The sequence below is a fragment of the Streptosporangium sp. NPDC049046 genome (assembly GCF_040649155.1).
Lineage (GTDB): Bacteria > Actinomycetota > Actinomycetes > Streptosporangiales > Streptosporangiaceae > Streptosporangium.
The window spans coordinates 173,643-186,050 of record NZ_JBEZEZ010000009.1 but is presented as its reverse complement, the minus strand read 5'-3'; the positions used below and the strand labels follow the sequence as shown (position 1 = coordinate 186,050).

11 protein-coding genes and 1 pseudogene are annotated in these 12,408 nt (G+C 69.0%); 9 read left to right on the top strand and 3 right to left on the bottom strand.

All coding sequences use genetic code 11. The features are described from left to right. Window positions 1–114: 114 nt before the first annotated feature. The 3 genes and pseudogenes from AB0B96_RS15185 (at window position 115) to AB0B96_RS15175 (ending at window position 932) form a co-directional block, all read left to right on the top strand. Window positions 115–348, top strand: coding sequence for an RNA polymerase subunit sigma-70 (locus AB0B96_RS15185; protein ID WP_329085846.1), 234 nt, complete (start codon window positions 115–117; stop codon window positions 346–348). Window positions 349–350: 2 nt separating this feature from the next. Then, window positions 351–536: pseudogene (locus AB0B96_RS15180) on the top strand (Clp protease N-terminal domain-containing protein); the annotation flags it as partial. A gap of 81 nt (window positions 537–617) precedes the next feature. Continuing rightward, window positions 618–932 carry a Clp protease N-terminal domain-containing protein gene (locus AB0B96_RS15175; protein ID WP_362899198.1) on the top strand — a complete coding sequence of 105 codons (315 nt, stop codon included), beginning with the start codon at window positions 618–620 and terminating at the stop codon, window positions 930–932. A 166-nt stretch (window positions 933–1,098) separates the two neighbouring features. On the opposite strand, the gene AB0B96_RS15170 is transcribed toward AB0B96_RS15175, so the two are convergent. From AB0B96_RS15170 to AB0B96_RS15160, 3 genes are all read right to left on the bottom strand, one after another. Continuing rightward, window positions 1,099–1,836, bottom strand: coding sequence for a succinate dehydrogenase/fumarate reductase iron-sulfur subunit (locus AB0B96_RS15170; protein ID WP_350947935.1), 738 nt, complete (start codon window positions 1,834–1,836; stop codon window positions 1,099–1,101). Beyond that, window positions 1,833–3,779 (bottom strand): fumarate reductase/succinate dehydrogenase flavoprotein subunit, encoded by a 1,947-nt coding sequence (locus tag AB0B96_RS15165; protein WP_362898997.1) that lies wholly within the window; start codon window positions 3,777–3,779, stop codon window positions 1,833–1,835. The genes AB0B96_RS15170 and AB0B96_RS15165 overlap by 4 nt, the downstream gene beginning before the upstream one ends. A 139-nt stretch (window positions 3,780–3,918) precedes the next feature. Continuing rightward, window positions 3,919–4,683 carry a succinate dehydrogenase cytochrome b subunit gene (locus AB0B96_RS15160; protein ID WP_350947937.1) on the bottom strand — a complete coding sequence of 255 codons (765 nt, stop codon included), beginning with the start codon at window positions 4,681–4,683 and terminating at the stop codon, window positions 3,919–3,921. 282 nt (window positions 4,684–4,965) lie between these two features. Between AB0B96_RS15160 and AB0B96_RS15155 the strand changes: the two genes are divergently transcribed. The 6 genes from AB0B96_RS15155 (at window position 4,966) to AB0B96_RS15130 (ending at window position 12,406) form a co-directional block, all read left to right on the top strand. After that, window positions 4,966–5,898 carry a LysR family transcriptional regulator gene (locus tag AB0B96_RS15155; RefSeq protein WP_362898995.1) on the top strand — a complete coding sequence of 311 codons (933 nt, stop codon included), beginning with the start codon at window positions 4,966–4,968 and terminating at the stop codon, window positions 5,896–5,898. Window positions 5,899–6,060: 162 nt separating this feature from the next. After that, complete coding sequence (locus tag AB0B96_RS15150) at window positions 6,061–7,212, top strand: SpoIIE family protein phosphatase (protein ID WP_362898993.1); 1,152 nt, start codon at window positions 6,061–6,063, stop codon at window positions 7,210–7,212. Continuing rightward, entirely contained in the window at window positions 7,212–8,867 is a 1,656-nt protein-coding gene (locus AB0B96_RS15145) for an ATP-binding protein (RefSeq protein ID WP_362898991.1), read from the top strand. Before AB0B96_RS15150 ends, AB0B96_RS15145 begins: the two co-directional genes overlap by 1 nt. Next, complete coding sequence (locus AB0B96_RS15140) at window positions 8,860–9,309, top strand: response regulator (RefSeq protein WP_350947941.1); 450 nt, start codon at window positions 8,860–8,862, stop codon at window positions 9,307–9,309. The genes AB0B96_RS15145 and AB0B96_RS15140 overlap by 8 nt, the downstream gene beginning before the upstream one ends. A 394-nt stretch (window positions 9,310–9,703) precedes the next feature. Continuing rightward, a complete protein-coding gene (locus tag AB0B96_RS15135) occupies window positions 9,704–10,489 on the top strand; it encodes a hypothetical protein (RefSeq protein ID WP_362898988.1) in 786 nt (261 codons plus the stop codon). 9 nt (window positions 10,490–10,498) lie between these two features. Then, the gene (locus AB0B96_RS15130; RefSeq protein WP_350947943.1) at window positions 10,499–12,406 is read left to right on the top strand and encodes a fumarate reductase/succinate dehydrogenase flavoprotein subunit; all 1,908 of its coding nucleotides are present in this window, start codon (window positions 10,499–10,501) and stop codon (window positions 12,404–12,406) included. The last annotated feature ends 2 nt before the right edge of the window (window positions 12,407–12,408 follow it).

Here is a 12,408-nt window from a genome sequence, read left to right as displayed (position 1 = left end):
TCACAGCAAGGGTCACAAACTTCGACCAGGCCCGGCAAACCATTTTCGGCCTTCCCGGCGTGTCGCCGTCAATTGGGGTTGACAGGCGCATCACGTCAACCTAAATTGACAGACATGAGCGATACGGCACAACTGGCATCCGACGCCGGCAGCCGCGATCCTGCCGTCGGCCTGCGGGCCGTGCGAGCGCTGCGGACACTGGTCGACCGGCTGGAGGCACTCCAGGTGGAGAACGCACGCGAGCAGGGCTGGTCCTGGCAGGAGATCGCGCACTGCCTGGAGGTCACCCGGCAGGCGGTGCACAAGAAGTACGCGGGTGGCCGAGGTTTACTGAGACGGGAGAGATAGCGATGTTCGAACGGTTCCATCACGATGCCCGCCAGGCGGTGGTCCTCGCCCAGGAGAACGCCCGCAAACTGCGGCACGACGTCATCGACACCGAGCACATCCTGCTCGGCCTGCTCGCCCAGCCGGAAAGCGTCTCGGCGCGGGTGCTCGGCCGCCACGGCCTCGACCACGCCCGCGCCTACCGGTCGGTCACCCGCCTCACCCCCCAGAAGCCCGGCGACGCGCTCGACGCCGAGGCGCTGGAGTCGATCGGCATCGACCTGTCCGCCGTGCGGGAGAAGGTCGAGGCGACCTTCGGACCCGGCGCGCTGGACCGCAAACCCGACATCCAGCGGCGGGGCCGGCTGTTCGGCTTCCACGTCCCCTTCAGTCCTCGGGCGAAGAAGACCCTGGAGCTGTCCCTGCGCGAGGCCGTGAACCTCAAGCACAACTACATCGGCGACGGCCACATCCTGCTGGGCATCCTGCGCGACGGCGGAGGGCGGGGCGGCGAGGTGCTGGCCGACGCGGGCATCGACGCCGCGACCCTGCGACGGGAGATCGTGAGCGAGCTCGGCCGGCCACCCGGAGGACACCGGCCCTGACGGGGGGCGGAAACCACACCCGGCACGTCACCGGCTCGGGACGGTGAAGGCGGCCACACCCGGACACCGACGGCCTGGAACGGTAAAGGCGGAAACCACACCGGTCAGGGAAAACGGGAAAGCGGGAGCCGCGCCCGGTGTGGGGCGGCTCCCGCTTCCGGGAGATCTACTTCGCGGCTCGCAGGTAGTCGCGGTTCATCTGGGCGATGGTGTCCAGCGGGATGCCCTTGGGGCAGACCGCCGTGCACTCCCCGGTGTTGGTGCAGCCGCCGAAGCCCTCCGCGTCCATCTGCTCGACCATCGCCTTGGCGCGGGAGTCGCGCTCGGGCTGGCCCTGCGGCAGCAGGGCGAGGTGGGTGATCTTGGCAGCCGTGAAGAGGGAGGCCGAGCCGTTCGGGCAGGCGGCGACGCAGGCGCCGCAGCCGATGCAGGTGGCCGCGTCGAACGCCGAGTCGGCGTCGTCCTTCTTCACCGGGACGCTGTGCGCGTCGGGGGCCGATCCCGCGGGGACCGAGACGAAGCCGCCCGCCTGGATGATCCGGTCGAACGCCGAGCGGTCCACGACCAGGTCCTTCACCACCGGGAAGGGCGCCGCGCGCCACGGCTCGATGGTGATGACCGCGTTGTCCTCGAAGTGCCGCATGTGCAGCTGGCAGGTGGTGGTGGCCACCTGCTCGCCGTGCGCGACCCCGTTGATGACCATGCCGCACATGCCGCAGATGCCCTCGCGGCAGTCGTGGTCGAAGGCGATCGGGTCGTCGCCCTCCAGAATGAGCCGCTCGTTGAGGACGTCGAGCATCTCCAGGAAGGACATGTCCGGTGACACGTCCTCGACCCGGTAGTTGACCATACGGCCCTTGTCCTCGGGCCCCTTCTGCCGCCAGATCTTGAGAGTGAGGTTCACTTGTAACTCCGCTGGCTCATCTTGACGTACTCGTAGTCGAGATCTTCCTTGTGCAGGATCGGGCCCTGCTCCCCGTACTCCCAGGCGGCGACGTAGGCGAAGTGCTCGTCGTCGCGCAGGGCCTCGCCGTCGGCGTCCTGAGACTCGGCGCGGAAGTGGCCGCCGCAGGACTCGGTACGGTGCAGCGCGTCGATGCACATCAGCTCGGCCAGGTCGAAGAAGTCGGCCACCCGCCCGGCCCGCTCAAGCGCCTGGTTGAGCTCCCCGGCCTCGCCGGAGACCTTCACGTTCTTCCAGAACTCCTCGCGCAGCTCGGGGATCCGCTCCAGGGCCTTGCGCAGCGACTCCTCGGTGCGCTCCATGCCGCAGTGGTCCCACATGAGCCTGCCCAGCTCGCGGTGGTAGGAGTCGGCGGTGCGGTCGCCGTCGTTCGACAGCAGCCTGGCGATCTTCTCGCGCACCGCGACCTCGGCCTCCGCCACGGCCTCCTCGTCGACCTCGCCGTACGGACCGTTCGCGAGGTAGTCGCCGATCGTGGTCGGCAGCACGAAGTAGCCGTCGGCCAGGCCCTGCATCAGCGCGGACGCGCCGAGGCGGTTGGCGCCGTGGTCGGAGAAGTTGGCCTCGCCGATCACGAACAGGCCGGGGATCGTGGACTGCAGGTCGTAGTCCACCCACAGACCGCCCATCGTGTAGTGGACGGCCGGGTAGATGCGCATCGGCTGGGCGTAGGGGTCCTCGCCGGTGATGCGCTCGTACATCTCGAAGAGGTTGCCGTACTTCTTCTCCACCGCGTCGCGGCCCAGGCGGCGGATCGCGTCGGCGAAGTCGAGGTAGACGCCCAGGCCGCCGGGGCCGACGCCGCGACCCTCGTCGCAGACGTTCTTGGCGGCGCGGGAGGCGATGTCGCGCGGGACCAGGTTGCCGAACGCCGGGTAGATGCGCTCCAGGTAGTAGTCGCGCTCCTCCTCGGGGATCTCCGAGGCCGGACGGCTGTCGCCCCGCTCCAGCGGCACCCACACGCGGCCGTCGTTGCGCAGCGACTCCGACATCAGCGTCAGCTTCGACTGGTAGTCGCCGCTGACCGGGATGCAGGTCGGGTGGATCTGGGTGTAGCAGGGGTTGGCGAACATCGCGCCGCGCCGGTGCGCCCGCCAGATCGCCGTGGTGTTGCAGCCCTTGGCGTTGGTCGAGAGGAAGAACACGTTGCCGTACCCGCCGCTCGCCAGCACGACCGCGTCGGCCAGGTGCCGCTCGATCTCGCCGGTGACCATGTCGCGGACGATGACGCCGCGCGCCCGGCCGTCGGAGACGATCAGGTCGAGCATCTCGTGGCGGGTGTGCATCTCGACGGTTCCCGCCGCGATCTGCCGCTCCAGCGCCTGGTACGCGCCGAGCAGGAGCTGCTGGCCCGTCTGGCCGCGCGCGTAGAAGGTGCGGGAGACCTGCGCGCCGCCGAAGGAGCGGGTGTCGAGCAGGCCGCCGTACTCGCGGGCGAACGGCACGCCCTGGGCCACGGCCTGGTCGATGATGTTCACGCTGACCTGGGCGAGCCGGTAGACGTTGGACTCGCGGGCGCGGAAGTCGCCGCCCTTGACCGTGTCGTAGAACAGCCGGTAGATCGAGTCGCCGTCGCCCCGGTAGTTCTTCGCCGCGTTGATGCCGCCCTGGGCCGCGATGGAGTGCGCGCGGCGGGGCGTGTCCTGGTAGCAGAAGGACTTGACGTTGTAGCCCAGCTCGCCGAGGGTCGCGGCGGCCGAACCGCCCGCGAGCCCCGTGCCCACGACGATGACGTTGAGCTTGCGCTTGTTGGCCGGGTTGACCAGCTTGGCGCCGAACTTGCGCTTCTCCCAGCGGTCCTCGATCGGGCCTTCGGGAGCCTTGGTGTCGCGGATCGGCGCGCCCTCCGTATATCCCGGATATCCCGCGTGTCCCGTGCTCATGCCCCGCTCACCGCTCCTCGCTCACCATGCGGAAGATCCGCTCCTCGTACGCCGGCTCCCCGCACACCCCGCGAAGGACCCGCCTCTCGTCCGTCGCACCGGAGATCGGCTCCCCGTACGCCGCCACGCCCGGCTCCGCTCACTTGATCACTCCGACCGCGACCGCGACCGGGACCGCGAGGAAGCCGACGACCAGCAGGGCGGACAGCCCCGTGGCGGCGGCCCTCAGCGAGCGGTAGCCTCGGCGGCTCGCCAGGCCGAGCGTCTGGAAGGCGCTCCACAGGCCGTGGCGCAGGTGCAGGCCGACCATGACGACCGCGAACACGTAGAACAGGGTGACCCACCAGCGGGATGGCGCGAAGCCCTCGACGAGGCGCTCGTACGGGGTGGAGCCGGCACCGGCCGGGTTCGCCGCGCCGAACGTCAGGTCGAGCAGGTGGTAGACCACGAACAGCACGATGACGACGCCGCCGTAGCGCATCGTGTGGACCGCGTAGCCGTTCGCCCGGGACTTGCGCCTCGCCGCGTACCTGACCGGGCGGGCCTTGCGCGCCCGTCTGGCCAGCGAGATCGCCGCCCACATGTGCAGGCCGACCGCGACGACCAGTCCGATCTCGACGACGGTCAGCAGGGTGCGGTGCGGGAGGATCGGCTCGCCCATGGTCCGCAGGAAGGCCGCGTAGGAGTTGAAGGACTCCGCGCCGAAGAAACTCTTGAGGTTTCCGGCCATGTGCCCGACGAGGAAGAGCACCATCACGGCACCCGTGACGGCCATCACGGCCTTCTTGCCGTTGGTGGAACCCAGGAAACCGCCCCGCCGCCTGGGTCGCGTCGACTTCGCGGGGGCGTCCGCCGAAGGTTTCACCGGCGCGGTGGCGGATCCGCGCTCAATCGTGGCAGTCACGTCCATCACGCTAGGTAGGAGGGTTTACCACCGTCCAAGTCATCGAGGATGTGGTTTCCATAGCCTGTGGCTATCACCTCTGCGCTTCTGCTGCTTCCGGAGGCGCGACCGCCCCGCTGTGCGAGCAATCTCACAACTTCCTTATGGGGCAATCTCCCATTTTCTCCCGTGTCGCCATCGGCCCCGGATCCAAGGCCGGAGGATCCATGCGCTATAAATACCCGCGCGTCCGATATGTCCCGGCAGGCATCCGCCCCCGGCGACCCCCTACGCTTGGGAAACGTGCAGCTCCAGCAACTCGCCTACTTCGTGGCGGTCGCCGAGGCCCGCCACTTCACCCAGGCCGCCGAGAGGATGCGCGTCGCCCAGCCCTCGCTGAGCAAGCAGATCAAGGCCCTGGAGGCCGAACTCGGCGCGTCGCTGTTCAGCCGCGCCCGGGGGAACGTCACGCTCACCCCCGCGGGCGAGGCCCTGCTGCCGCTGGCCCGCAGGATGCTGGCCGACGCCGAGACCGCGAGAAGCGAGGTCGGCGAGCTGGTGGGACTGCGCCGCGGCCGGGTCCGGCTGGGCGCGACCCCCTCGCTCTGCGCCGGGCTGCTCGCCGACGCGCTGGCCAGGTTCCACCACGCCTACCCCGGCATCGAGCTGTTCGTGGAGGAGGGCGGCTCCCGCGACCTGGTCCGCACCCTCGCCCGGGGCCAGCTCGACCTGGCGCTGATCATCATGCCGCTGCACAACGACGATCCCGCCCTCGTCACCGAGGAGATCCTGCGGGAGAACCTCGTCGTCGCCTCCCCCTCCAACGACCACCCCCGCAAGCCGTACGCGCGCATCGAGGAGCTGCGGCGGCGGCCGATGGTGATGTTCAGGCGCGGGTACGACCTGCGGGAGGCCACGCTCAGCGCCTGCAGACAGGCCGGGTTCGAGCCCATGTTCGCGGTGGAGGGCGGCGAGATGGACGCCGTGCTGCGCTTCGTCGAGGCCGGGCTGGGCGTCGCCCTGGTCCCCTCGATGGTGCTGGACGGTCGTCCCGGACTGGCGGGCACCCCCCTGGCGCCCCCCGGACTGCGCCGCACCATAGCGATCGCGCACCGCAAGGACGTCGAGCCCACCCGGGCCGCCCAGGCCTTCCGCGCGACCCTGCTCCGCTTCCTCACCGAGGCCGCCCGCGACGGCAGCCTTCCGCAGGGGGTCGACCTGATCACCGAGAGCTGACGGTGCGGGAGGAGGAGGCGGGCGCTTTGCCGCGTTCCCATGTGCGGAGCAGGCACGACGGCGGCCGGTGGATCAAGGTGACTGATCAACACCCTCCAAGTGCCGGTGTCGCACTATTCTACGTAGCGTCGACAGGTTCTCCCGATCAACGAAGAGGCGTCAGTGACCGCCCCCGCCAATGAAACGCTCACGCTCCTCCTCATCGAGGACGACGCGGGCGACGCCTTCCTCGTGGAGGAGCTGCTCAGCGAGGCGGACAACCCACCCAAGATCATTTGGGTGCGCAGCCTGGCCGAGAGCCGGGAGCGCCTCACCGAGGACGTGCGATGCGTGCTCGTCGACCTCTCCCTGCCCGACGCGACCGGTCTTGAGGCGCTGGAACAGGTGCTGTCGATGGCGCCGCACGCCGCCGTGCTCGTGCTGACCGGTCTGAACGACACCCACGTCGGCGTGGAGGCCGTCGCCGCCGGCGCGCAGGACTTCCTGGTCAAGCAGGATGTGGAGGCCCGCCTGCTGGCGCGGGCGATCCGCTACTCGATAGAGCGCAAGCGCGCCGACCTCGCCCAGCGCAAGCTGGTGCAGGCCGAGCTGCTCACCAAGGAGAACTCCCGCCTCGAACGCGGGCTGCTGCCGGTCCCGCTGCTCACCACCACGGTCCTGGACCACCACGCCCGCTACCTGCCAGGACGCAGACGCGCCCTTCTCGCCGGTGACTTCTGGGACACCGTGCAGAGCCCCGACGGCGCCGTCCACGTGGTGGTCGGCGACGTGTGCGGGCACGGCCCCGACGAGGCCGCGCTGGGGGTCGCGCTCAGGATCGCCTGGCGGACCCTGGTCCTGGCCGGGCACACCGGCAACGAGTTGCTCACCACCCTGGAGTCGGTGCTCCGCCTGGAACGCAAGTCCGCGGAGATCTTCACCACCCTGTGCATCGCCACGATCGATCCCACGCTCAGCACCGCGCGGATGCACGTGGTCGGCCATCCGCCGCCGCTGCTCATCCGCGACGGCGAGATCGGCGTGGTGCCGGGCACCCCCTCGGGACCTCCGCTGGGGATCTTCCAGGGCATCGAGTGGTCGGAGATCGACGTCGAACTCGGCGACGACTGGTCGCTGCTGCTCTACACCGACGGCCTGATCGAGGCCACCGTGGGCGGCGGACCCGACCTGCTCGGCACCGAGGGCCTGCTCAGCCTCGTCCAGGAGCAGGGCGGGATCGAGCTCGACCGCCTCATCGAGCGCGTCGTCGAGCTGAACCGCGACGCGCTCAGCGACGACCTGGCGACCGTGCTCATCTCCAGGAACGGGAAGTGATGGCCGACCGCTCCGACCGTTCGAGTCCGCGTCCCCTGCCCGCGTTCACCCCCGGTCGCGGGTTCGGGAACCTGCCGGTCGGACGCTGGTTCGCGTTCGCCGGGGTGGGCGTCGCACTGGTCTTCATGATCTCGGCCGCCGTCACGGTCAACGCGATCGAGGAGACACGGGAGGCGAAGGAGGCGCTGGTCGACGTCGTCGACCCGGCGGCGCTGCGCCTGCTGGAGATCTCCAACACCCTGACCTCGCAGGAGAGCTCGGTACGGGCCTACGGCAGGACCAACGAGGAGATCTCCCTCCAGGAATACCGCAAGGCGATCACCGCGGAGGAGAGCGCGCTGGGCACCCTCACCGCGCTGCTCCCCCGGATGCCGGAGGGGCAGGCGGTCGGCGCCGAGGTGGCCGGGCTGAAGGCCGCGGGAGACGCCTGGCGGCGCGACTACGCCGAGAAGGTCATCGCCGCCGTGCCGACCCTCAAGACCGACGCGGCCCGGCAGAACGCCCCCGTCAACGCCACCCGCTTCAACGAGGTGCGCCAGTCCCTCGCGGTGCTCCAGAGACACCTGAACCAGCTGCACGACGCCGGTGTCGTACGGCTCGACGCCGGCTGGCAGGCCCTCTACGTCGCGCTCGTCGGGGTGGCCGCGGCACTCGTCGTGGCCGGGATCGCCGCGGTGCTCATCGTGCGGTACGCGGTGCTCCGCCCGCTGGCGGAGCTGAACCAGCAGGTCCGCGCGGTCGCCCAGGGAGACTTCGACCACAGGCTCAAGGTCGAGCGCCCCGCCGAGCTGTCGGAGCTGTCGGGCCACGTCGACGCGATGCGCCGCCGCATCCTCGCCGAGTGGCGCCTGTCCTCGGAGACGCAGCGCAAGCTGGAGGACCAGGCCGCGGAGCTGAAGCGCTCCAACGGCGAGCTCGAACAGTTCGCCTACGTGGCCAGCCACGACCTGCAGGAGCCGCTGCGCAAGGTCGCCAGCTTCACCCAGATGCTGGACCAGCGCTACAGCGACCAGCTCGACGAGCGCGCCAAGCAGTACATCGCCTTCGCCGTCGACGGCGCCAAGCGCATGCAGATGCTCATCAACGACCTGCTCGACTTCTCCAGGGTCGGCAGGATGGGCGGCGAGCGCACCAGGATCGACGCCACCGTGCCGCTCAGGGCCGCGCTGAACAACCTCGGCGCGACCATCGAGGACAGCGACGCGACGGTGACCCACGACGAGCTGCCCGAGGTGCTCGGCAACCGCCCTCAGCTGACCCAGCTCTTCCAGAACCTCATCGGCAACGCGATCAAGTTCCATTCGCAGGACCCACCGGTGATCCACATCGGGGTGCGGCGCGACGGGGACATGTGGGAGTTCTCCTGCACCGACAACGGCATCGGCATCGACAGTAAGTACACTGACCGCATCTTCCTGATCTTCCAGCGCCTGCACGGACGGGACGTGTACGCGGGCACGGGCATCGGGCTGGCACTCTGCAAGAAGATCGTCGAATATCACGGTGGCCGGATCTGGGTCGACTCGGAAAACGGGGGAAGCACCCAGAGCGCCGGAACCACCGAAGTCACCGAGCCCGGTGAGAACGTCGAGAAGGCCCCGAGACGGGGTACGACCTTCCGCTGGACCCTTCCCACAGGAGATTTGGATGAATGACCTGCGCTGGATCGACGTGCTCCTGGTCGAGGACGACCCGGGCGACGTCCTGCTGACGCGGGAGGCGTTCGAGCTCAACAAGGTCCGCAACAAGCTGCACGTGGTGAACGACGGCGAGCAGGCCATGGCCTTCCTTCGCAAGGAGGGCGACTACGCCGACGCACCCAGGCCCGACCTGATCCTGCTCGACCTCAACCTGCCCAGAAAAGACGGCAGGGAGGTGCTCCAGGACATAAAGGCCGACGAGAAGCTCCGCGGGATCCCGGTGGTCGTGCTCACCACGTCGGAGTCCGAAGAGGACATCCTGCGCAGCTACAACCTGCACGCCAACGCCTACGTCTCCAAGCCGGTCGACTTCGACCAGTTCATCAGCGTGGTCCGGCGGATCGACGACTTCTTCGTGACCGTCGTCAAACTGCCCAGCTCCAACCAGCACTACTGACGGCCCGCGAGGGCGCGGGCGTGGGGATCGCATCGGTCGCCGGTGCCGCGTACCCGTCCGACGGCCCGCGAGGGCGCGGGGATGGACGAAGTCAGGGGTTGTCCTTTCGCCACACCTGTGCCTCCGGCCCGCCGAGACCTCCCTGTGATCGTCCACCTCGTGAGACGTCGCAGGCGAGGTACCCTTGGCAGACGAACGTGACAGGAATCACACCGGGGTAGTGAAATTGTGAGAGACCCCTTGCACACAACCCCTGGGGTCCGTCGTAACGTATCCCCCACCAATAAGCGCGCGCACGTGTGAGCCCGGCGCGACGATGGCCCGGACACGCGGCACGACTGATACAACCCGGACACCTGGGCGAGCGGGGTCCGCGGGAGGTGGAGAGGTCTCGATGACCCAGACAACGGCCGAGAGCCCGGCCAGAAGGCAACGTGCGCAGATCAAGGAGCGCACTCTGCGAACGGACCAGTGGTGGCGCTATCCGCTGGTCACTTTCATCATCTTCACGGCATTCCTCGTCTACGCCACGTGGGCGATCTTCGATACAAGCTACTTCACGGCGCCGTACCACGCGCCGTTCGCGTCGCCCTGTCTGGCGACGAGCTGTCCGCCGGGCGCACGACTGTTCGGCCTCGCGCCCTTCGGCGACTGGTACACCCTGCCTCCCGGCCTGCTCATCCTCGGCCTTCCCGCGGGCTTCCGCTTCACCTGCTACTACTACCGCAAGGCCTACTACCGGGGGTTCTGGCTCTCGCCCCCGGCCTGCGGGGTGAACGAGCCGCACAGCAAGTACACCGGTGAGTCGCGCTTCCCGCTCATCCTGCAGAACGTCCACCGCTACTTCTTCTACGCGGCCATCGTCATCGGCCTCGTCCTCGCGCACGACGCGGTGAAGTCGCTGATCGAGAGGCCCGGCGGTCTGGGCACCTGGATCCTGGTCGTCAACGCGGTGCTGATCAACCTGTACACCCTGTCGTGCCACTCCTGCCGGCACATCACGGCCGGGCGCCTGAACCACTTCTCCAAGCACCCGATCCGTTACCGGGCCTGGGGATTCGTTTCCAAGCTCAACGCCAAGCACTCGCAGCTCGCGCTGATCTCCATGTTCTCCGTCATGGGCGCCGACCTGTACGTGCGCCTGGTCGCCAAGGGCATCATCGCCTTCCCGTTCGCATAAGGATCACCTGTGGAAATCGAGCGTCACGAATACGACGTCGTCGTCATCGGCGCCGGCGGTGCGGGGCTGCGGGCGGCCATCGAGGCCCGCCAGCAGGGCAAGCGGACGGCGATCGTCTGCAAGTCCCTGTTCGGCAAGGCGCACACGGTCATGGCCGAGGGCGGCGCGGCCGCCGCGATGGGCAACGTCAACAGCGACGACAGCTGGATGGTGCACTTCCGCGACACCATGCGCGGCGGCAAGTTCCTCAACAACTGGAGGATGGCCGAGCTGCACGCCAAGGAGTCCCCCGACCGGGTCTGGGAGCTGGAGGCGTGGGGCGCGCTGTTCGACCGCACCAAGGACGGCAAGATCAGCCAGCGTAACTTCGGCGGGCACGAGTACCCGCGGCTCGCGCACGTCGGCGACCGCACGGGCCTGGAGCTGATCCGCACCCTGCAGCAGCGGGTGGTCGCGCTGCAGCAGGAGGACGAGAAGACCCACGGCGACGCCGAGGCGTACATCAAGGTCTTCCAGGAGTGCACGGTCACCCGCCTGCTCAAGGAGACGGGTCCCGGCGGGAGCGGCGCGATCTCCGGGGCCTTCGGCTACTGGCGGGAGAACGGCAAGCTCATCCTGTTCGACGCCCCCGCGATCGTGCTCGCCACCGGCGGCATCGGCAAGTCGTACGTGGTCACGTCCAACTCGTGGGAGTACACCGGCGACGGCCACGCGCTCGCCCTGCTCGCCGGCGCGAAGCTGATCAACATGGAGTTCATCCAGTTCCATCCCACCGGGATGGTCTGGCCGCCCTCGGTGCGGGGCATCCTCGTCACCGAGTCCGTCCGCGGTGACGGCGGGGTGCTGAGAAACTCCGAGGGCAAGCGCTTCATGTTCGACTACATCCCGGACGTGTTCAAGGACAAGTACGCCACCACCGAGGAGGAGGGCGACCGCTGGTACACCGACCAGGCGAACAACCGCCGCCCTCCGGAGCTGCTCCCCCGCGACGAGGTCGCGCGGGCCATCAACTCCGAGGTGAAGGCGGGCCGCGGGTCACCCCAGGGCGGCGTCTATCTCGACGTCTCCACCCGTCTCCCGGCCGCCGAGATCGTCAAGCGGCTGCCGTCGATGCACCACCAGTTCAAGGAGCTGGCGGACGTCGACATCACCAAGGAGGCCATGCAGGTCGGCCCGACGTGCCACTACATCATGGGCGGCGTCGAGGTCGACGCCGACACCGGTGCGGCGGACGTGCCCGGCCTGTTCGCGGCCGGTGAGGTCTCCGGCGGCATGCACGGCTCCAACCGGCTGGGCGGCAACTCGCTGTCGGACCTGCTGGTGTTCGGCCGCCGCGCGGGCGCCGGAGCGGCCTCGTACGTGGACGGTCTCGCGGCCCGGCCGACGATCTCCGAGGAGTCCGTGGCCGAGGCGAGCGCGGAGGCGCTCGCCCCACTGGAGCGCACCGGCGAGAACCCGTACGAGGTCCACCACGAGCTGCAGCGGACGATGAACGAGCTGGTCGGCATCATCCGCAAGGCCGAGGAGGTCTCCGAGGCGCTGGAGGCGGTGGAGAAGCTCAAGGAGCGGGCCCAGGGCGTCGGCGCTGCCGGTAACCGCATCTACAACCCGGGCTGGCACCTCGCCCTCGACCTGCGCAACATGCTCCTGGTCTCGGAGTGCGTCGCGAAGGCGGCGCTGCTGCGCCAGGAGAGCCGCGGCGGTCACACCCGCGACGACTTCCCCGGCATGTCGCCCGAGTGGCGGGCCAAGATCCTGCGCTGCTCCCTCACCCCGGACGCCTCCGGCATCACGGTGGAGGAGAAGGTGCAGCCTCCGATGCGGGACGACCTCATCACGCTGTTCGACCGGGACGAGCTGAAGAAGTACATCACCGAGGAAGAGCTGGCCGCCTTTGACGCGCTGGCCGAGGAGTAACC